19 protein-coding genes and 1 pseudogene are annotated in these 19,369 nt (G+C 70.1%); 15 read left to right on the top strand and 5 right to left on the bottom strand.

The window, feature by feature from the left end; translation table 11 throughout:
• Positions 1 to 61: 61 nt before the first annotated feature.
• A complete protein-coding gene (locus NR111_RS01330) occupies positions 62 to 1,015 on the top strand; it encodes a tyrosine recombinase XerC (protein ID WP_256819599.1) in 954 nt (317 codons plus the stop codon).
• Between the two features lie 21 nt (positions 1,016 to 1,036).
• Here NR111_RS01330 and NR111_RS01325 read toward each other — a convergent pair whose 3' ends face one another.
• Positions 1,037 to 1,609 carry a M23 family metallopeptidase gene (locus NR111_RS01325; RefSeq protein ID WP_256819534.1) on the bottom strand — a complete coding sequence of 191 codons (573 nt, stop codon included), beginning with the start codon at positions 1,607 to 1,609 and terminating at the stop codon, positions 1,037 to 1,039.
• Positions 1,610 to 2,078: 469 nt separating this feature from the next.
• Here NR111_RS01325 and rpsB point away from each other — a divergent pair, with 469 nt between their 5' ends.
• The 5 genes from rpsB to NR111_RS01300 all read left to right on the top strand — a co-directional run bounded on the left by rpsB (position 2,079) and on the right by NR111_RS01300 (position 6,499).
• Positions 2,079 to 2,975, top strand: a complete 897-nt coding sequence (gene rpsB, locus NR111_RS01320) for a 30S ribosomal protein S2 (RefSeq protein ID WP_256819532.1) — start codon at positions 2,079 to 2,081, stop codon at positions 2,973 to 2,975.
• A 205-nt stretch (positions 2,976 to 3,180) separates the two neighbouring features.
• Positions 3,181 to 4,005, top strand: a complete 825-nt coding sequence (tsf, locus tag NR111_RS01315) for a translation elongation factor Ts (protein ID WP_154827686.1) — start codon at positions 3,181 to 3,183, stop codon at positions 4,003 to 4,005.
• Between the two features lie 241 nt (positions 4,006 to 4,246).
• Entirely contained in the window at positions 4,247 to 4,972 is a 726-nt protein-coding gene (pyrH, locus tag NR111_RS01310; protein WP_119192741.1) for a UMP kinase, read from the top strand.
• A 50-nt stretch (positions 4,973 to 5,022) separates the two neighbouring features.
• Positions 5,023 to 5,580 carry a ribosome recycling factor gene (gene frr, locus NR111_RS01305; protein ID WP_067717618.1) on the top strand — a complete coding sequence of 186 codons (558 nt, stop codon included), beginning with the start codon at positions 5,023 to 5,025 and terminating at the stop codon, positions 5,578 to 5,580.
• Between the two features lie 40 nt (positions 5,581 to 5,620).
• Positions 5,621 to 6,499, top strand: a complete 879-nt coding sequence (locus tag NR111_RS01300) for a phosphatidate cytidylyltransferase (protein WP_256819526.1) — start codon at positions 5,621 to 5,623, stop codon at positions 6,497 to 6,499.
• Between the two features lie 92 nt (positions 6,500 to 6,591).
• Here the strand turns inward: NR111_RS01300 and NR111_RS01295 are convergent, their stop codons facing one another.
• Complete coding sequence (locus NR111_RS01295) at positions 6,592 to 7,017, bottom strand: lipopolysaccharide assembly LapA domain-containing protein (protein WP_132061113.1); 426 nt, start codon at positions 7,015 to 7,017, stop codon at positions 6,592 to 6,594.
• An 84-nt stretch (positions 7,018 to 7,101) separates the two neighbouring features.
• Here NR111_RS01295 and rlmN point away from each other — a divergent pair, with 84 nt between their 5' ends.
• On the top strand, positions 7,102 to 8,211 hold the full coding sequence (gene rlmN / locus NR111_RS01290) for a 23S rRNA (adenine(2503)-C(2))-methyltransferase RlmN (protein ID WP_067717626.1): 1,110 nt from the start codon (positions 7,102 to 7,104) through the stop codon (positions 8,209 to 8,211).
• A gap of 131 nt (positions 8,212 to 8,342) precedes the next feature.
• Here the strand turns inward: rlmN and NR111_RS01285 are convergent, their stop codons facing one another.
• Positions 8,343 to 8,729: a DUF2631 domain-containing protein gene (locus NR111_RS01285; protein ID WP_096905327.1), complete on the bottom strand. Its 387-nt coding sequence runs from the start codon at positions 8,727 to 8,729 to the stop codon at positions 8,343 to 8,345.
• A gap of 163 nt (positions 8,730 to 8,892) precedes the next feature.
• Between NR111_RS01285 and dxr the strand changes: the two genes are divergently transcribed.
• The 8 genes and pseudogenes from dxr to NR111_RS01240 all read left to right on the top strand — a co-directional run bounded on the left by dxr (position 8,893) and on the right by NR111_RS01240 (position 16,775).
• Positions 8,893 to 10,056, top strand: a complete 1,164-nt coding sequence (gene dxr, locus NR111_RS01280) for a 1-deoxy-D-xylulose-5-phosphate reductoisomerase (RefSeq protein WP_256819520.1) — start codon at positions 8,893 to 8,895, stop codon at positions 10,054 to 10,056.
• Between the two features lie 3 nt (positions 10,057 to 10,059).
• Entirely contained in the window at positions 10,060 to 11,280 is a 1,221-nt protein-coding gene (locus tag NR111_RS01275) for a M50 family metallopeptidase (RefSeq protein ID WP_256819519.1), read from the top strand.
• Positions 11,281 to 11,415: 135 nt separating this feature from the next.
• On the top strand, positions 11,416 to 12,564 hold the full coding sequence (gene ispG / locus NR111_RS01270; protein ID WP_082923994.1) for a flavodoxin-dependent (E)-4-hydroxy-3-methylbut-2-enyl-diphosphate synthase: 1,149 nt from the start codon (positions 11,416 to 11,418) through the stop codon (positions 12,562 to 12,564).
• Positions 12,565 to 12,567: 3 nt separating this feature from the next.
• A complete protein-coding gene (locus NR111_RS01265) occupies positions 12,568 to 13,422 on the top strand; it encodes a GNAT family N-acetyltransferase (protein ID WP_256819518.1) in 855 nt (284 codons plus the stop codon).
• Between the two features lie 186 nt (positions 13,423 to 13,608).
• Positions 13,609 to 14,082, top strand: a complete 474-nt coding sequence (locus NR111_RS01260) for a hypothetical protein (RefSeq protein WP_254050447.1) — start codon at positions 13,609 to 13,611, stop codon at positions 14,080 to 14,082.
• On the top strand, positions 14,082 to 14,267 hold the full coding sequence (locus tag NR111_RS01255; RefSeq protein WP_256819516.1) for a hypothetical protein: 186 nt from the start codon (positions 14,082 to 14,084) through the stop codon (positions 14,265 to 14,267). Before NR111_RS01260 ends, NR111_RS01255 begins: the two co-directional genes overlap by 1 nt.
• A gap of 46 nt (positions 14,268 to 14,313) precedes the next feature.
• The gene (map, locus tag NR111_RS01250; protein ID WP_132061124.1) at positions 14,314 to 15,189 is read left to right on the top strand and encodes a type I methionyl aminopeptidase; all 876 of its coding nucleotides are present in this window, start codon (positions 14,314 to 14,316) and stop codon (positions 15,187 to 15,189) included.
• 106 nt (positions 15,190 to 15,295) lie between these two features.
• Positions 15,296 to 16,775, top strand: a pseudogene (locus NR111_RS01240) (flavin-containing monooxygenase).
• A 101-nt stretch (positions 16,776 to 16,876) separates the two neighbouring features.
• On the opposite strand, the gene mtr reads toward NR111_RS01240, so the two are convergent.
• Together mtr and NR111_RS01230 are read right to left on the bottom strand one after the other, a co-directional pair.
• Entirely contained in the window at positions 16,877 to 18,277 is a 1,401-nt protein-coding gene (gene mtr, locus NR111_RS01235) for a mycothione reductase (protein WP_256819510.1), read from the bottom strand.
• 5 nt (positions 18,278 to 18,282) lie between these two features.
• The gene (locus tag NR111_RS01230; protein ID WP_256819507.1) at positions 18,283 to 19,320 is read right to left on the bottom strand and encodes an alpha/beta hydrolase; all 1,038 of its coding nucleotides are present in this window, start codon (positions 19,318 to 19,320) and stop codon (positions 18,283 to 18,285) included.
• Between the last annotated feature and the right edge of the window lie 49 nt (positions 19,321 to 19,369).

Genomic DNA, 19,369 nt, shown 5'->3' with positions numbered 1-19,369 from the left:
CCGGCGTGCTTGCGCCGCCTAGGCGCGGGGGAGACAATTGGTACCCATGGGACCGGTGAGCATGCCTGAGGGTGGTGGGGACACTCGGTCCGAGCCGTTCGGTGGCGTGGTCGACGACTTCGCGGACTACCTGCGCACAGGTCGCTCCCGGTCCGAGGCCACCGTCCGCTCCTACCGGTCGGACGTCCGCGGTCTGCTCGCCCACCTCGCCCACGAGATCGACGGACCCACCACCGCGGCGGACCTGCGCGGGGCGCTCACCCTCCCCGCGCTGCGCGGGTGGCTCGCCGCCCAGGTCGGTGCGGGGGCCGCCAGGTCGACCGTCGCCCGCCGTGTCGCGGCAGCCCGGTCCTTCAGCGGGTGGGCCGCACGGACCGGCCTCGTGACGGCGGATGTCGCGGCCCGGCTCGAGGCACCGCGCGCCCGTCGTCACCTGCCCGAGGTTCTCGACATCGACCAGGCGGCCGAGACCATCCGTACCACCGAGCTCGGCGCGGCCGAGGGGGACCCGATCGCCCTGCGAGACCGGGTGGTCGTGGAACTGCTCTACTCCTGCGGGATCCGGGTCGCCGAACTGTGCGGGCTCGACGTGGACGACGTCGACACCGAGCGCCGCCTGCTGCGCGTGGTGGGCAAGGGCGACCGGGAGCGCGCCGTCCCGTACGGCCCGCCCGCGGACCGGGCACTGCGTTCCTGGCTCGACGGCGGCCGCCCGACGTTGGCCACCGCCCGGTCCGGCCCGTCCCTGTTGCTCGGGGCGCGCGGTGGGCGACTCGACCCCAGGGCTGCGCGGCGGATCGTCAACGAGGTCACCGCCGCCACGCCGGGCGCCCCCCGGGTGTCGCCCCACGCGCTGAGGCACAGTTCGGCGACACATCTGCTGGAGGGCGGCGCGGATCTACGGCATGTACAGGAACTCCTCGGTCACTCCACCCCGGCGACCACCCAGATCTACACGCACGTCTCGGCCGACCGCCTCCGCGCCGCCTACCGCGGGGCCCACCCCCGCGCCTGAGCGGAGAACGGGGCCCTGACGTCAGCCGGCCCCGTCTCCGGGTCGCGTGGGCTTGAGCCGGATCGGCCGTTCGGCGTCCGCGAGCAGTGACAGCGGATCGACGTAGTCGTCGTCGTCACCGGACGGGTCACCGGAGGTCACACGGGCGCCCCAATGCAGGCACGCCGAGGCCGGACACCCGGGGTGGCCGGCGAGGAGCCGGCCCACCTCCCCGCCCGCGATGACGCGATCACCGGCCCGGACGGTGGCACGCACCGGCTCGTAGGTGGTGCGAAGGCCGCCACCGTGGTCGATCGACAAGACGGGTCGACCTCCCACGGCCCCGGCGAACAGGACCGTCCCGTCCGCGGGCGCCCGCACCGGGGCGAGCACCGTGCCGACCAGATCGACCCCACGGTGCCCCCGGAGCCATCGCTGGGCGGGCGGATCGAACGGGGTCGAGACCGAGACCGGACCCGGCAGGGGGCTGCCCATGCCCACCCGTGACCCGAACGGCGCGGCGTCGGCCACGGGGACGACGGCGAGGATCCCCGCTGCCAGGCCGGCACAGGCGCGGTGGCGGAGCCGTCGTCGATCGACCCGGTTTGACTGCATACCGTGAGTCCACCGCACGCACCCCGGAGCCGACCATGGGGGATCGGAACCTGTGGACAGGATGGACGACCATCCCCAGCGACCGCCGCACACGGGCATCCCCGGGAGCCGCCACGCACGGGACTCACCCGCGACCGCGGTTCGCGATGCCCGGATCACGCCCGGGTGGGCCGCCTTGGAGGGGCGCGCCCGAGGGGTTATGCTTCCGGTGCGGTCGACTCTGCGTCGATCGACTTCGCGTGTCCTGCGGCAGCCCGGTTCCCGGGAGCCGCATCCGGGCCCCGGGGCCATGAGCCCCGGCCCCCCGGACGCCGGACCAGCAGGTGCCCCCGCCCGACGGGGGTCCGGCCCGGCGCGGACACCAGGGCCCGCGGCCACCCGGCTCGAGGGCGAAACCCGATACACAGAAAGCGAGGACGAGGGCCTCGCGGTCCGGCTGCTTCCAAGCCGGACGAGCCCTCAACCCATCATGGCAGTCATCTCCATGAAGCAGCTGCTCGACGCAGGTGCCCACTTCGGCCACCAGACCCGCCGCTGGAACCCGAAGATGCGTCGGTTCATCTTCACCGACCGCAACGGCATCTACATCATCGACCTGCAGCAGACCCTGACGTACATCGACCAGGCGTACGAGTTCGTCAAGGAGTCCGTCGCCCACGGCGGCACCGTCCTGTTTGTCGGCACCAAGAAGCAGGCCCAGGAGGCCATCGCCGAGGAGGCCGCCAAGGTCGGTATGCCGTACGTCAACCAGCGTTGGCTGGGTGGCATGCTCACCAACTTCCAGACCGTGCACCAGCGGCTCGTCCGCCTCAAGGAGCTCGAGTCCATGGAGCAGTCGGGCGGATTCGAGGGTCGCACCAAGAAGGAAATCCTCATGCTCACGCGTGAGAAGAACAAGCTCGAGCGCACGCTCGGCGGTATGCGTGACATGAGCAAGGTCCCCTCCGTGGTGTGGGTCGTCGACACCAACAAGGAGCACATCGCCGTCGGCGAGGCCCGCAAGCTGAACATCCCGGTCGTCGCGCTGCTCGACACCAACTGTGATCCGGACGTCGTCGACTACCCGATCCCGGCGAACGACGACGCCATCCGCTCGGTCACCGTGTTGACCCGCGTCATCGCCTCCGCCGTCGCCGAGGGCCTCAAGACCCGCTCGCAGGCCGGCAAGGCCACCGGCGAAGAGGCCGAGCCGCTCGCAGAGTGGGAGACCGAGCAGCTGGACCAGGTCACCGGCGCCGCCACGGCAGAGGGTGCCGAGGCACCCGCCGAGGTCACCGGCACCGAGTCCCCCGTGGCCGAGGCCCCCGAGGCCGACGCCCAGGAGATCGCGGCCGCCACCTCCGAGGCGCCGGCCACCGAGGCCTGATCCTCACCACCAGCTCGAGCACCGTCGGGCCCGGCCGCCCACGATCCCCACGGGGATCATCCGGGGGCCGGGCCCGAGGTGTCGGAGGCGGTGGGCGGACGATCCACCGACGCCCCGGCGTCTAGGGTGGAGGCGATCGCCCGCCGACCGACTCAGAACACTTTTCCGACAGATCACGAACCCCTTTAAGGAGGGTCGCCCCACCATGGCGAACTACACCGCTGCCGACGTCAAGCGTCTGCGTGAGCTCACCGGCTCCGGGATGATGGACTGCAAGAAGGCTCTGGAGGAGACCGACGGCGACTTCGACAAGGCCGTCGAGGTGCTGCGCATCAAGGGCGCCAAGGACGTGGGCAAGCGCGCCGAGCGCACCACGGCCGAGGGCCTGGTCGCCATCAAGGACGGCGTCATGATCGAGCTCAACTCCGAGACCGACTTCGTCGCCAAGAGCGCCGAGTTCATCGCGCTGGCCGACAAGATCGTCGAGGTCGCCGCGACCCAGGGCATCTCCGACCTCGACGCGCTGAACGCCGCCGAGCTCGACGGCACCACCGTGGCCGACTCGGTCGTGTCCTTCTCCGCCAAGTCCGGTGAGAAGCTCGTCCTGCGCCGCGTGGGCAAGCTCGACGGTCCCGTGGCCGTCTACCTCCACAAGCGCTCCTCCGACCTGCCGCCCGCCGTCGGCGTCATGGTCGCCTACTCCGGTGAGGGCGAGGCCGCCGAGGCCGCCGCCCGTTCCGCCGCGATGCAGGTCGCCGCGCTGAAGGCCCAGTACGTCTCCCGCGAGGAGGTGCCCGCCGACATCGTCGCCAAGGAACGCGAGATCGCCGAGGCCACCGCCCGCGAGGAGGGCAAGCCCGAGCAGGCGCTGCAGAAGATCGTCGAGGGACGCCTCAACGGCTTCTACAAGGATGTCTGTCTGCTCGACCAGCCGTCGGTGACCGACAACAAGAAGACCGTCGGCGCCCTGCTGGACGAGGCTGGCGCCAAGGTCTCGGCGTTCCTGCGTTTCGAGGTCGGCCAGGCCTGACCACGGCCCGAACCCGCCGTAGCGGGTTCCCGAACGACGGCGGTACCCGGTTTCCCGGGTACCGCCGTCGCCGTCTGCACGGTCGGGTGTGCCCGTACCCGGCGGGCTGGAGTGTGGCGGTCGTGGCGATAGGGCAGAATGAACCCGGTCCCACCACGGACCACACGCCACTCCGGCCAATCAACGTCGGGGGTGTGAACGCGCGCGACACGGGCTGGATCCGCCCGGGACGAGGAGAGGGATGACCGACCCGCGGGACGGCTACAAACGTGTGATGCTCAAGCTCGGCGGCGAGATGTTCGGCGGCGGCGGCGTGGGGATCGACCCGGACGTGGTGCAGTCCGTCGCCCGGCAGATCGCCGATGTCTCCCGGACGGGGGCGCAGATCGCGATCGTGATCGGTGGAGGCAACTTCTTCCGGGGTGCCCAGTTGCAGCAGCGCGGGCTCGACCGGGCGCGCAGCGACTACATGGGGATGCTCGGCACCGTCATGAACTGTCTGGCCCTGCAGGACTTCCTCGAGCAGGAGGGGGTGTCGACGCGGGTCCAGACCGCCATCCACATGGGGCAGGTCGCGGAGCCGTACATCCCACTGCGCGCGGAACGGCACCTGGAGAAGGGCCGCGTCGTGATCTTCGGGGCCGGGATGGGCATGCCCTACTTCTCGACCGATACCACCGCAGCCCAGCGCGCACTGGAGATCAAGGCCGACGTGCTGCTCATGGCCAAGGCGGTGGACGGCGTCTACTCGGACGACCCCCGTACCAATCCCGACGCCGAGCTCTTCAGCCGGATCGAGCACCGCGAATGCCTCGAGCGGGGCCTGAAGGTAGCTGATGCCACGGCGTTCAGCCTCTGCATGGACAACGACATGCCCATCCTCGTGTTCAACCTCCTCACCGAGGGCAACATCGCGCGCGCCGTCGCCGGTGAGCAGATCGGGACGCTGGTGGCCAGCACGGCCTGACACGTCCTCGACCCGACCACCGACACCGACCCCAACGAAAAGGGACAGACATGATCGACGACACTCTGCTCGAGGCCGAGGACAAGATGGAGAAGGCGATCGAGCACGTTCGCGACGAGCTCTCCGCCATCCGCACCGGCCGCGCCAACCCGGGCATGTTCAACCGCGTGTTCTGTGAGTACTACGGGAGCATGACTCCCATCACCCAGATGGCGACCATCTCGGCACCCGAGCCGCGCATGCTCATCATCAAGCCGTACGAGATGTCGCAGATCGGTCCGATCGAGAACGCCATCCGCAACTCGGATCTGGGCGTCAACCCGACCAACGACGGCCAGGTCCTCCGCGTGACCGTGCCGCAGCTCACCGAGGAACGGCGTCGCGATCTGGTCAAGCAGGCCAAGGCCAAGGCCGAGGACGGACGCATCGCGGTCCGTGGCGTCCGGCGCAAGGCGATGGACGAGCTCAAGCGGATCGACAAGGACGGCGAGGCCGGCGAGGACGAGGTCAACGCCGCGGAGAAGGAGCTGGACAAGCTCACCCAGCGATTCGTCGGCGAGGTGGACGAACTCGTCAAGGCCAAGGAAGGCGACCTGATGGAGGTCTGACCTCCGCGACACCCATCACCCGAGAACCGAGGAGTATGCCGTGGACCCCGCACCCCAGGGCCCGCCCGGGCCCACCGCCGCGGCCGCCGCACCTCCGTCGCGCGCCGGCCGTGACCTGACCCGGGCGATCCCGGTCGGGGTCGGCCTGGGCGCGCTCGTTATCGCCAGCATCGCCTTCACCCCCCGCGCGTGGTATCTGGTCGCCGCTGGCGCCGTCGCCGTCGGCACCTGGGAGGTCTTCAAACGCCTACGGCAGGCCCGGTTCGCGCTTCCCCTGTTCCCGCTGCTCGCAGGCGGGCAGGCCATGGTCTGGGCGGGTTACCTCAACGGGGCGGAAGGCGCGTTCGCCGCGTTCGCCGTCACCGGCGTGGTCGTCCTGGTCTGGCGTCTGCTCATGGCCGGTCTGACCACCGCACCGAAGAACTACATGCGCGACGTGTCGGTCGCGGTGTTCGTGTTGGTGTGGATCGCGGTTCCGGGAGCCCTCGGCGCGATGCTGTCGGACGGTGACTACGGCGCGCAACGGGTCGTGGCCCTCATCCTGCTGGTCGTGTGCTCCGACGTCGGGGGGTACGTGGCGGGGGTGCTCTTCGGTAAGCACCCCATGGCCCCGGCGATCAGCCCCAAGAAGTCCTGGGAGGGATTCGCCGGGTCGATCCTGTTCGCCACGGTCGGTGGCGCACTCGTGGTCGCCCTGCTCTTCGACGACAGCATCTGGAAGGGCGTGTTGCTCGGCGTCCTGACGGTCTTCACCGCGACGCTGGGCGACCTGGTGGAATCCCAGGTGAAGCGGGACCTCGGAATCAAGGACATGGGCACGCTCCTGCCGGGGCACGGCGGATTCATGGACCGCCTCGACTCCGTGCTGCCCACCGCGGTGGTCGTCTGGGTCATCTTCACCTACGTCGTGCCGACCTGAGTCGTCGACCACCTCCGTTGGCACGGGTGACGTTGGCACGGGGCGAAGCCGCGGAGTGAGCGGACCCTCCGACCCGCGCCGGGGGTCGCGGGTCAGTGTCGGGCGGTCAGTTTGCGCGCCTTGCGTGCGCGCATCCGCAGCTGGAGGATCCGGAAGCCGGCGAACAGGGCCATGATCAACGCGCCGGCGATCGCGGCGAAGAGGATCAGCACCCCAAGCGGGAGGGTGAACTCCAACCCGAGAAAACGGACGTCGGTCGAGGTCGTGTTCTGCGCGATGAAGATCAACAGCAGGATGGTGACGAGCGCGCCCAGGACCAGACCCACCCACGCGGAGCCCAGAAGTCCCCCCGACGAATCGGGGACAGCATCCTGCTCGTGGGTGCGTGTCGCAGGGGTCGACTCGTCGGCGGGAACGAGGGTGGAGTCCGCGTGGGTGTCCTCGAGGGGGATCTCGTCGCGCCCCTCGACGGGGGCGGCGTGACGACGGTCTGTCGGGTCGTGTGATCGCTGTGCCATACCTGGACTGTATGCGCTGGCGGCGTCGGACGGCACCGCTCGCGATGTGTTGCGGTCGCCCGTTTCTGACACAATGGCCGCATCATGGCTGAACCTCTCCCGCTCGTTTTTGACGCCCCCCGCCGAGGGCTGCCCCCTCGTCACTTCGCCGACCTCGACGCCGACGGTCGCGAGGCGGCGATGGGTGAGCTCGGAGTTCCCGCATTCCGCGGCAAGCAGCTGGCCAACCAGTACTTCGGGCGCCTCGAGGCGGACACCCGCGAGATGACCGACCTGCCGGCCGGCCTGCGGGAGAAGGTCGGAGAAGAACTGTTCCCCTCGCTGACCTCGTCGCTACGACACGTCACCACCGACGAGGGCACCACGCGTAAGACCCTGTGGAAACTGCACGACGGTTCGTTGGTCGAGAGCGTTCTCATGCGTTACCCCGACCGGGCGACCGTGTGCATCTCGAGTCAGGCCGGCTGCGGGATGGCGTGCCCGTTCTGCGCGACGGGGCAGGGCGGTCTGCAACGCAACCTCTCGGCAGCCGAGATCCTGGAGCAGGTCAGGGTCGCCGCCCGCGCCATGCGCGACGGTGAGATCCCGGGCGGGCCGGGGCGACTGTCCAACGTCGTGTTCATGGGCATGGGGGAGCCGCTCGCCAACTACAAGCGCGTCATGACCGCCGTGCGAGGCATCATCGCCCCGCCGCCGTCGGGATTCGGTCTGTCGCAACGCGCGGTCACCGTGTCGACGGTGGGCCTGGTCCCCGCCATCCACAAGCTGGCAGAGGAGGGGCTCCAGGTCACCCTGGCGGTGTCCTTGCACACCCCGGACGACGAACTCCGGGACACCCTGGTGCCCGTCAACAACCGGTGGCCGGTCTCCGAGGTCATGGACGCGGCCCGTCACTACGCCGATGCCACGGGGCGGCGGGTGTCCATCGAGTACGCGTTGATCCGTGACGTCAATGATCAGACCTGGCGGGGCGAGATGCTCGGTCGACTGCTCGCCCAGCGTCTCGGGCCCATGGCGCACGTGAACCTCATCCCGCTCAACCCGACGCCGGGCAGCGAGTGGGACGCCAGCCCCCGCCATCAGCAGGACGCCTTCGTCGCCGCCGTGCGCGCGGCCGGGGTCTCGTGCACGGTGCGCGACACCCGCGGCCAGGAGATCGACGCGGCGTGTGGTCAGCTCGCGGCCGAGGGGTGAGCGCGGGGGAGTGAGCGTGGGGAGTGATCGCTGGGGAGTGACCACTGGGCCACCCACTGAGAGCTACGGACGACGAGAAGGGCCGCCACCACTCCGTCGAGTGGTGGCGGCCCTTCTCGGGTCGACCGGGGTCAGTGCCTGGCTGGCGCCCGGCCCTGCGGGTTCCGGGCGGCCTCGGCCCCTACGTGACCCGAGGCGGCGGCGCCGACCACCGCGTAATGGTCCGAGGAGACCTCGAAGACACGGTTCCGCTTGAGGGTGTCGTCCTTCTTGGGTCGCAGCGACAGGAACATCCAGATCGCGAGGAACACGGCGACCGCCACCAGCCAGATGTCCTCCACCCGTCCAATGTGGTTGCCGAACAGCATGGCCAACAGGAACAGGACGAAGAAGCCGCCCGTGACGAGGCCGACCTTCCTGCTGTGCTGGTGCCAGCCCCACTCGACCGAGGGCTCGTCGAGGGTGCTGATCCCGTCGACGACGATCTCCTTGCTGGTGTGGTGCCCGTCCGCGCTCATGCTCCCCGGTTCTCCTCACGGCTCGCTGGCAGCCCTGCGGGCCGCCGACATCGTGCCCAGTTTGTCACACGCCGTCCGGCGGTCGACGGGTAACCCGCCGGTCCCCGCCACACCTGGGGCCGCTGATGCGGCATCAGGTGGCTCCGGCGTGGACAATGGCGGGGTGACCACGCGCGTTCTCGTCCTCGGCAGTACCGGCTCGATCGGTACCCAGGCCCTCGAGGTGACCTCGGAGGCCGGACCCGGCCGTTTCGAGGTCGTCGGTCTGGCGGCCGCCGGTGGCCGGATCGATCTGCTGGCGGAGCAGATCCGCCGGACCGGCGTCCGGTTCGTCGCGGTGTCCGCCCCGGCCGCGGCCGAGCGGATCCGGTCGGCGTTCCCGGAGGCGACGGTTCTCGACGGTCCCGGGGCCGCCACCGAGCTCGTGGGGGCGGTGGAGGCCGACGTGGTGCTCAACGGAATCGACGGGTCCATCGGCCTCGGGCCGACCCTGGCCGCATTGCGTACGGGTGCGCGGCTGGCGCTGGCGAACAAGGAGTCACTCGTCGCCGGGGGCGCCCTCGTCACCGGCGCCGCGGCCCCGGGCCAGCTCATCCCCGTCGACTCCGAGCACTCAGCGATGGCGCAGTGTCTGCGGGCGGGGACGGCGGACGAGGTGGCGTCACTGGTGTTGACCGCCTCCGGCGGGCCCTTCCGGGGCCGTACCCGCGCCGAACTGGAAGGTGTCACCGCGGAGCAGGCGCTGCAGCACCCCACGTGGGCGATGGGCAGGATGATCACCCTGAACTCCGCGACCCTGGTGAACAAGTCCCTGGAGCTCATCGAGGCACACCTGCTGTTCGGGGTTCCCTACGATCGGATCGACGTGACCGTCCACCCCCAGTCGGTGGTGCACTCGGCGGTGACCTTCGTCGACGGCGCGACCGTGGCGAAGGCCTCCCCGCCGTCGATGAAGCTGCCGATCGCGTTGGCCCTGGGGTGGCCGTCACGGATTCCCGGGGCGTCGACCCCGTTGGACTTCTCGCAGTCACACACCTGGACCTTCGAGCCGGTGGACTCCGAGACGTTCCCGGCGATCTCGGTGGCCCGGGCGGCGGGCGAGGCGGGGGGTCTGCGGACCGCGGTGTTCAACGCGGCCAACGAGGAGGCCGCCCCGGCGTTCCTGGACGGCCGGATCGGGTTCACCGCCATCGTCGACGTCGTGGCGGAGACCGTGGGCGCAGCCGATCAGTGGTCGTCCGATCCCCGGGATCCGGATGACGTCGCGGCGGCGGAGTCCTGGGCGCGGCGGCACGCCGCAGCCCTCGTCACGAGCCTGGAGGGCTGAGCCGTGTTGGTGTTCGGGATCGTACTGTTCGCCCTGGGGATCATGGTGTCCATCGTGCTGCACGAGTACGGCCACATGCGGGTCGCGCTGTGGTCGGGGATGCGGGTTCGCAGGTTCTTCGTCGGGTTCGGCCCCACTCTGTGGTCCGTCCGGCGTGGTGGGATCGAGTACGGGCTCAAGGCGATCCCGCTCGGCGGGTTCTGTGACATCGCGGGGATGACCGCGTACGACCAGCTGTCCCCGGAGGACGAGCCGAGGGCGATGTGGCGCCAGGCGTGGTGGAAGCGCGTCGCGGTGTTGCTGGCCGGGCCCTTCATGAACGTCGTCCTGGCGATCGCGTTGTTCTACACGGTCGCCCTCGGCTGGGGCCTGGTGAACCGGGACGTCCAGCCGATCCCCACCGACCGCGTCGCGGCCGTCGTGGGGGACACCTGCGCGGGGGCGGACCGGTGCGGGGTCGGAGTGGGCCCGGCCGGCGAGGCGGGGATCCTGCCGGGCGACCGGATCACGTCGGTCGACGGGGTGCCGGTGGTCAGTTGGGACGACCTGTCCACCGTGGTCTCGGCGCGGCCCGGTGAGACCGTGCCGGTGGCGGTGGAACGCGGCGGGGAGACGATCACGACGACGACGACGTTGACCTCAACGGGCGGGAACGGCGAACAGCGGGGTGCGCTCGGGGTCCGACTCTCGGAGGACGGGATCCCCCGGGAGATCCTCGATGATCCGGCCTATCAGACCGTCAACACCTACGACGCCCTCAGCGCGGTGCCCGCGACCTTCGTCTTCACCGGGGAGATGGTCGAGGCGACCGTCGATGGGCTGGTCTCATTCCCGGCCAAGATCCCGGCGGTGGCCGCGTCGATCTTCGGGGGCGAGCGGGCGGACGACTCCCCGGTGTCCGTGGTGGGGGCCAGCTACATCGGCGGGCAGGCTGTCGAGCAGGGCCTGTGGAGCCTGTTCCTGCTGTTCCTGGCCGGCCTCAACCTGTTCCTGGGGGCGTTCAACCTCGTGCCCCTGACCCCGTTCGACGGCGGCCACATCGCGGTGGTGTTCTACGAGAAGATCCGGGACGCCGTCCGCCGGTTGCGCGGCCTCGCGCCGGGCGGCCCGGCGGACTACGAGAAGCTGGCGCCACTGACGATGGGGGTGTTCGTACTCCTCATCGGCGTCTCCGCGATCGTGATCACCGCCGACTTCGTCAACCCGATCCTGCTGCCCGGCTGAGCCGGGCGCACACCCACCTCGCATCCGCGCCCGGTTACCCGGATAATGGGACGCGGGACCTGCCCGCACCCGGCTGGCAGCCCCTACGGAAGGCCTGAAGTGAACGACTCCTCCTCGATCCCAGTGGGACTGGGCATGCCCGACGGCCCGCCGCCGGTCCTCGCGCCCCGGCGCACGACCCGGCAGCTGTTCGTGGGCCAGGTGGGCGTGGGCAGTGATCATCCGGTCTCGGTCCAGTCCATGACCACCACCAAGACCCACGACGTCAACTCCACCCTCCAGCAGATCGCCGAGCTCACGGCGTCCGGGTGTGACATCGTCCGCGTGGCGTGTCCCCGGCAGGAGGACGCCGACGCGCTGGAGACCATCGCACGCAAGTCCCCGATCCCCGTGATCGCGGACATTCACTTCCAACCCAAGTACATCTTCGCGGCGATCGATGCCGGGTGTGCCGCGGTGCGCGTCAACCCGGGCAACATCAAGGAGTTCGACGGACGCGTCAAGGAGGTCGCCAAGGCCGCCGGTGACGCGGGCATCCCCATCCGTATCGGTGTCAACGCCGGGTCGCTGGACCCGCGCCTCTTGGCCAAGTACGGCAAGGCGACCCCGGAGGCGCTCGTCGAGTCGGCGATGTGGGAGGCCTCGTTGTTCGAGGAGCACGGCTTCGGCGACATCAAGATCTCGGTCAAGCACAACGACCCGGTGATCATGGTCGAGGCCTACCGCCGGCTCGCCGCGCAGACCGATTACCCGTTGCACCTCGGCGTGACCGAGGCCGGGCCCGCGTTCCAGGGCACGATCAAGTCGGCCGTGGCGTTCGGTGCTCTGCTCTCCGAGGGGATCGGGGACACCATCCGGGTCTCCCTCTCCGCCCCGCCGGTGGAGGAGATCAAGGTCGGTACGCAGATCCTGCAGTCGCTGAACCTGCGTCCGCGCAAGCTCGAGATCGTCTCGTGCCCGTCGTGTGGCCGCGCCCAGGTGGACGTGTACAAGCTCGCCGACGAGGTCACGGCCGGACTCGAGGGGATGAGCGTCCCCTTGCGGGTGGCCGTCATGGGCTGCGTCGTCAACGGGCCCGGCGAGGCCCGTGAGGCCGATCTGGGTGTCGCGTCCGGAAACGGCAAGGGCCAGATCTTCGTCAAGGGCGAGGTCATCAAGACCGTGCCGGAGGCGATGATCGTGGAGACCCTCATCGAGGAGGCCATGCGGATCGCCGAGGAGATGGGCGAGCCCGTGGGAGACGCCGCCGAGGGCCAGGGGCCCCAGGTCAAGGTCACGCGATAGACCGTGACCGACACGGCTGCCCCGGAGGCCGGGCTCGGCGGGTGCCGGGCGGTCGGTCGGGGAGAGTCGCGGGCGCTTCTCGCCGTGCTCGCCGCCGACCCGTTGGTGTCCGCGCCGGCGGCGGAGAAGTTCGCCTCGTCGGGTGTGGCCGCCGGCGCGGACGGACGGTTCCTCACCCTGGGTGGGCCCGAGCGGTCGCTCGTGTTCGTCGGTAGTTCGGTGTTGCCGCTCCGGGGGGACGCCGCTGATCAGCGCGCTCTCGGTGACGCGGTGGCCCGACTGGGACTCGGGCCCATGTCGGTGCACGGTCGGCGCGACCTGGTCGCCGGCATGTGGCCGGCGCTGCGTGGACGTTGGGGCGAGGCCCGGGAGTACCGGGCGCACCAGTTCCTCATGGCGCTCGAGGGCCCGCTCGATCCGGCGCTCGTCCTGGACGGGATCCGGCCCGCGACCGTGGAGGAGTTCGAACCGGTGCTCGCCGCCGCCGCGGCGATGTACCGCGAGGAACTGCGCGCCGACCCGTTCGCCGTGGGCTCCGGGATACCGTTTCGTCGCCGCGTGGCGCGGTCCCTCGCGCGGGGGAGGACCTGGGTGGGGATCGACGACGGCGAGGTGGTCTTCAAGGCCGATGTCGCCGCGATCTCCCCGGAGGTCGCCCAGATCCAGGGCGTATGGGTACACCGAGATCGGCGGGACGCCGGGCTGGGGTCCGGCGGTACCGCCGCGGTGTGCGCCGCCCTTTGCTCACGGGGGCTCCGACCTTCCCTGGTGGTGAACGGGTCGAACGGCGCAGCCCGCGCCGCTTATCGGCGGGTGGGCATGGTCGACTCCGTCGAGTACGCGACGGTCCTGCTGTGAGTCATCTCGCCCGCACCGACCCAGAGCGGGGTACCCTCCGGCCGGCGGCTACGGGATCGGCCACGCCTGTGGGAAAGTGGAGCGTAGTCAGACCACGGACCCCGGAAGGTGTAATCCGATGACAGACAGTGCGGCAGTGCGCGCCGTGGGTGGCGCCCTCCGGGGGAGGGCCGTGTGAGTACCCCGATGACAGCACCGGTCACCCGGGCGCCCGCGGCCGCGACGGGGCCGACGGTGGTGGCGCCGGTGACCACGACGGGCCCGGTACGGGACGCGGCTGTCGACCCGGGCTTCCGTTCGCTGCGGCCGGCCGACCGGGCCATGCGGCGTCTGCTCGGCGTCCGGGCCGTCGACCGCAAGGCCGGCTCCGGCGCCCACCGGGCATTCCGGATCTCGGTGATGGTCTCGGCCGTGCGGTGCCTCATCACCTACCTCGCGATCCCGATTCTCGTGCCGCTGCTCAGCCTGTCCGGCTGGGTCGCGGCGCCCGTCGGTATCGCGTTGTGTGTGGTCGCCGTGGTGAACGGCGTGGTCAGCGTCCGCCGGTTCTGGGCGTCCGACCACGCCAAGCGCTGGATGTACACCGGCTTCATGGCGGTCGTGTTCGCGATCCTCGCCGTGGCGATGGTCTCCGAGTTCCACCGTCTGGGGGTGATCTGATGGATCCGCGCCAGGACTCCGACCCCGGTGTGGACACCGCGGCTGACGAGACGGCCCCGGTGACGCCCGACGATTCCGGCCCGCCCGAGAACCGCGAACCCGGCCAGTCGTCCGCGGACGTGATCACGATGTGCCTGTTCGGGGCGATGGTGCTCATCGCCTCCGTGTGCTTCGTCATCTGGTGACCGGACCGGGGCGACCGGTCGCCCCGGTCGGGCCTATCCTGGGGGCATGACCACCTCCACCCGTCAGCCTCTCGTCCCAGGCGAACCCACCCCGATCCGGACCGTTCCCGAGTCGATCCCCCGGCCGGAGTACGTCTGGCGCGACAGCGTCGACGAGGCCAACGGGGAGGCGTGGGTTCAGCCGGCTGAGGTCATCGACGTGATGCGCGTGGCCTCCAGGCTGGCCGCGGACGCTCTCGTGCTCGCCGGCGAGGCGGTCGCGCCCGGCGTGACGACCGACGAGATCGACCGGGTCGTACACGAGTTCCTGTGCGACAACGGGGCGTACCCGTCGACCCTGGGGTACAAGTCGTTCCCCAAGTCGAGCTGTGTCTCGCTCAACGAGGTGATCTGCCACGGTATCCCCGACACCACGGTGATCCGTGACGGGGACATCGTCAACGTCGACGTTACGGCGTTCATCCACGGCGTCCACGGTGACACCAACGCGACGTTCCTGGCAGGGGACGTCAGCGAGGAGGTCAGGCTCCTGGTCGAGCGCACGGAAGAGGCGATGAACCGGGGGATCAAGGCCATCCGACCCGGTCGCGAGGTCAACGTCATCGGGCGGGTCATCGAATCCTATGCCCGGCGTTTCGACTACACGGTCGTGCGGGAGTTCACCGGCCACGGTGTCGGCCCGACCTTCCACAACGGTCTGGTCGTGCTGCACTACGACGAGCCGTCCCGGACCGAGGTCCTCGAGCCGGGCATGACGTTGACAGTCGAACCGATGATCTCCCTCGGCGGGCCGGGCTTCGACGTCTGGGACGACGACTGGACCGTCACCACCGCGGACAAGGCGTGGACCGCCCAGTTCGAGCACACCGTCGTCGTCACCGAGGACGGATACGAGATCCTCACCCTGCCGTCCGGTTCCTGAGCGCGTCCGGTGTCCCGCGGGCGCACCCGGCCGGTCGGGAAGAGTTTGTGGACGATCGTCCTGATGTGCCCCTCGGTCGTGGACAATCCGGGGCATACTGTCCACCATGATCAATACCCCTCGTGGACCCGTGGAGCAGATCGACCTGGTGGTGGTGGGCGCCGGCTTCGGCGGCATCGCCATGGCCGATCGTCTGTTGGGGGAGGGGCGTGGCCGGGACTTCCTCGTCCTGGAGGCCGCGGACTCGGTGGGGGGGCACCTGGCGCGACAACACCTACCCGGGGTGCGCCTGCGACGTCCCCACCGCCCTGTACTCGCTGTCCCGACACGCCCACCCCGGGTGGTCCCACTCGTTCGGGAGGCAACCGGAGATCCGGGCCTATCTCGAGTCCGTGACGGACCGCATCGGTCTCCGTGACCGACTCGTCACCTCCTGCGAGGTGACCGCGGCGGTGTGGGACACCGAGTCGGCGCACTGGGTCGTCGACACGAGCCGCGGGCGGATCCGGGCGCGCGATCTCGTGGTGGCCTCGGGGGCGCTGTCCGCCCCCTCGATCCCCCGGCTACCCGGTCTGGAGTCGTTCGAGGGCCAGGTGTTCCACTCCGCGAGGTGGCGCCACGACATCGCGCTCGAGGGCCGGAGGGTCGCCGTCGTCGGGACGGGGGCCTCCGCGGTCCAGTTCGTCCCCGAGATCGCCGGGCCCGCCGAGCACGTCACGGTCTTCCAGCGGACCCCTGGCTGGATCCTGCCCAGGCTGGACCGATCGATCTCCGGACGCCGTCAGCGGCTCTACCGACGCTTCCCGTTGGTACAGCGGCTGGTCCGGGGGCGGATCTATCTGGGTCGTGAGCTCTACGTCGTGGTGTTCACGCGGGCGCAGTTCCTGCTGCGGTTCTTCGAATGGTTCGCACGGTTCTACCTCTTCCTCAAGGTGCGGGACCGCAGGATGCGCCGCGCGCTCACCCCCCATTTCTCGATCGGGTGCAAACGGGTGTTGCTCACCAGCAACTGGCTCCCCGCCCTCACCCGGTCCGACGTGACCCTGGTGTCCGGCGCGGCGTCGGCTGTCACCCCGCGCGGGCTCGTGGCCGACGACGGCACGGAGCATCCGGCGGACGTCATCATCTTCGGTACGGGCTTCCAGCCGACCGAGCCGCCCATCTCTCGCGTGATCACCGGCGCGGACGGGCGCACCCTCGCCGAGCACTGGGACGGCAGTCCGCGAGCGCACAACGGCATCACCGTTGCGGGGTTCCCCAACCTGTTCCTGCTGTACGGCCCCAACACCAACCTGGGGCACTCGTCGATCGTGTACATGCTCGAGTCCCAGGCGGATCACGTACTGCGGTTGCTCGACCTCGCCGGGCGGGAGGCCCGACGCACCATCGAGGTCCGTCCGGAGGTGGAGGAGTCCTACGCCGCCCGGATGGACCGCGAACTGGCGCACACGGTGTGGAACCAGGGCGGCTGCTCGAGCTGGTACATCGACTCGCGGGGACGCAACTCCCTGCAGTGGCCGACGTTCACCTTCCGGTATCGGGAGCAGGTCCGCACCGTCGATCCGGACGAGTTCGTCCTCGCCTGAGGCCGGCGGGGAGCGGGTGTCACGCGACTCGCGGCCCCGCCCCCGATCGTCGGCCCACCGACGTCGCCCCCGGTCGTCTGCCTTCCGGCATCGTCCGGTAGCTAGAAGCCGCGGTCCGGGAAGTCCAGACCCAGCAATGCGTTCTCGACGACCTCGGCCATCGCCGGGTGGATCCAGTACTGCTTGCGCGCGAGGTCCGGCACCGTGATCTCGAACTCCATGGCCTGGATGAGGATCTGCACGAGAGACGGGGCGTGGGCGCCCATGAGGTGGGCGCCCAGGAGCAACCCGGTGGCGCGGTCGGCGATGAGCTTGCAGCACCCGACCGAGTCCTCCATCGCCCATCCGTACGCCACGTCGCCGTAGTCCTGGGTCTTCACGGTCACGTCGTACCCGGCCGCGCGGGCCTCTGCTTCCGTCAGCCCGACCGACGCGATCTGTGGCCAGCTGAACACCGCGTACGGCACGTGACTGTGGTGGAACGGCTGCAGGTTCTCCGGGTGGTTGAGGTTGTGGCCCAACACCCGCTGCTCGTGGTTGGCCACGTGCTTGAGCTGGAACGGCGAGCTCACGTCGCCCAGCGCCCAGACGCCCTCCGCCGTGGTGCGGCCGAACTCGTCCACGCGGACCCGCTCGCCGTCCATCTCCACCCCGGCCGCGTCCAGACCGAGCAGGTCCCCGTTCGGGGTCCGACCCGTGGCGACCAGCAGCGCGTCGCCTGCACAGGTCGACCCGTCCTCGAAGGTGATCTCCACGCCCCGGCGGTCGTCACCGGTCGCGGTCATCGAGGTGACGTGCTGGCCGAGGCGGACGTCCCACCGTCCCCGGGCGGCGTCCGTGAACCGCTCGGCGAGTTCGCGGTCGAGGTGCTTGAGCAGTACGTCCGACCGGCCGATCACGGTGACCTCGACGCCCAGCGCGGAGAACACGTGGGCGAACTCGCAGGCGCTGAATCCTGAGCCCTGGATGACCATGGATTTCGGCAATTCGGGGATCCGCATGACGTCGTCGCTGGTGTGGTAGGCGACGCCGGCCCCGGTGACGATCTCGGGGATCGACGGCCGTGCCCCAGCGGCGATCACGACGGAGTCCGCGGTGATGATCTCGCCGGTCCCCGTGTCGATGGTGCGCGGGCCGACGAAGGTCGCGTGTCCGTCGAACACCGTGACGTTGTCGCAACGGTTGCGCCGGTAGTCCTCCCCGCTCGACGCGATCGGGTCGATCCGCCGGTCGAAGACCCGCGAGACGATGTCCGGCCACCGGACCCCGTCCAGCGTCGAATCGACACCGTAGGCGGACGAGTGCCGGATCGAGGTGGCCGTGTCGGCGGCGTAGACGAACATCTTGGTGGGGATGCAGCCGACGTTGAGGCAGGTGCCACCGAACGTCCCCTTCTCGCAGATCGCCACGGACTTGTCGGCGAATGATTCGTCGATCAGCGAGTTGCCGCTGCCCGTGCCGATGACGACCAGGTCGAAGTGGCGGGAGGGGGTCTGGGTCATGGGGTTCAGGACTCCTTGGTGTGTGAGGACAGGGTCTGGTCCAGCCAGCGCCCGAGATGGTCGAAGACCACCTCGAGGACGTCGGCGCGGGAGAGGAAGACGTCGTGCCGGGCACCCGGTACGGGGACGTCGGTGACGTCACGGGAGACACGGTCGGCGAAGCGCTCCATCGACCGGACGTCCAGGATCAGATCGGTGTCCACGTCGAGCACGGCGCCCCGTGGGCGGGCCCCGACAGACGACGCCGTCGAGCGGAGCAACAGAACCGGGAGCGGTAGGTCGACCCCGGACTGTAGCCGCTTCTGGGCGCGCCGGACCGCGGCCAGCCACCCCGCCCGGACACCCACCCCGCCGGGGGGCTTGAGCGTGGTGTCGAAGTGGTAGTCACCGTCGTGGTCGACGTGCGTGCTGATCACATACCGGTCCGAGGTGGGTAGCGGCAGTCGGTAGAAGGGCCGGAGGGATCCGAGCGTACGGATGACGGGGTCCAGCACGGGGCGGGCGCGCTCCGGGACGTCGAGCTGGAACCACGGGGAGTTCAGCACCACCCCCACGACGGGGGCGAGAGCGCCCCTGTCGCGACGCCTGCCCAGCCACAACGGCACCACCAGCCCCCCGGTCGAGTGGGCGGCCACGAGGACCGGCGTTCCCGGGTGCTCGGAGACGATCACGGCGAGAGCCTGATCCAGCTCGTCGTCGTACCTCTCCAGGTCGGTGGTGAAGTGCGGTGTCAGACCTTCCCTCCGGGACCGGCCACATTTGCGCAGGTCGATCCCGTAGGTCGCGAACCCGCTCGACGCGAGGAACTCGGCGAGATGGGTGTGGAAGAAGTAGTCCGACAGGCCGTGGACGACCAGGACGACGCCGGTGGGCTCGGCCGGTGCGTCCTCGTGGCGGACGAGGGTCGCGGAGATCTCACCCTCACCGTCGGGATCGGCACCGAGAGGCAGGTCGCGCCGTGTGTACGACGGCCCCAGCAGATCCGGGGTCCACTGCGGGTCGGATCCGTCGGGGGCGCCGGGATCTGGAGAGGGCGTCGACACGACGACCACCCTAGTCCGGTGTGTCCCACGCCCGGCGCGGTGAGTAGTC

This window comes from Dietzia sp. Die43 (assembly GCF_024519835.1).
In the GTDB taxonomy this organism is placed as follows: domain Bacteria; phylum Actinomycetota; class Actinomycetes; order Mycobacteriales; family Mycobacteriaceae; genus Dietzia; species Dietzia kunjamensis.
Note: the sequence above shows the minus strand (reverse complement) of the source record. Positions and strands in the feature narration are given on the sequence as shown.

Coding starts and splice junctions, on each gene's coding strand:
- ispG (WP_082923994.1), top strand. CDS start 11,416: ATGCCCGACGGCCCGCCGCCGGTCCTCGCGCCCCGGCGCACGACCCGG.
- map (WP_132061124.1), top strand. CDS start 14,314: ATGACCACCTCCACCCGTCAGCCTCTCGTCCCAGGCGAACCCACCCCG.
- NR111_RS01330 (WP_256819599.1), top strand. CDS start 62: ATGCCTGAGGGTGGTGGGGACACTCGGTCCGAGCCGTTCGGTGGCGTG.
- NR111_RS01255 (WP_256819516.1), top strand. CDS start 14,082: ATGGATCCGCGCCAGGACTCCGACCCCGGTGTGGACACCGCGGCTGAC.
- pyrH (WP_119192741.1), top strand. CDS start 4,247: ATGACCGACCCGCGGGACGGCTACAAACGTGTGATGCTCAAGCTCGGC.
- NR111_RS01325 (WP_256819534.1), bottom strand. CDS start 1,609: ATGCAGTCAAACCGGGTCGATCGACGACGGCTCCGCCACCGCGCCTGT.
- frr (WP_067717618.1), top strand. CDS start 5,023: ATGATCGACGACACTCTGCTCGAGGCCGAGGACAAGATGGAGAAGGCG.
- NR111_RS01260 (WP_254050447.1), top strand. CDS start 13,609: ATGACAGCACCGGTCACCCGGGCGCCCGCGGCCGCGACGGGGCCGACG.
- mtr (WP_256819510.1), bottom strand. CDS start 18,277: ATGACCCAGACCCCCTCCCGCCACTTCGACCTGGTCGTCATCGGCACG.
- NR111_RS01295 (WP_132061113.1), bottom strand. CDS start 7,017: ATGGCACAGCGATCACACGACCCGACAGACCGTCGTCACGCCGCCCCC.
- NR111_RS01285 (WP_096905327.1), bottom strand. CDS start 8,729: ATGAGCGCGGACGGGCACCACACCAGCAAGGAGATCGTCGTCGACGGG.
- rlmN (WP_067717626.1), top strand. CDS start 7,102: ATGGCTGAACCTCTCCCGCTCGTTTTTGACGCCCCCCGCCGAGGGCTG.
- rpsB (WP_256819532.1), top strand. CDS start 2,079: ATGGCAGTCATCTCCATGAAGCAGCTGCTCGACGCAGGTGCCCACTTC.
- tsf (WP_154827686.1), top strand. CDS start 3,181: ATGGCGAACTACACCGCTGCCGACGTCAAGCGTCTGCGTGAGCTCACC.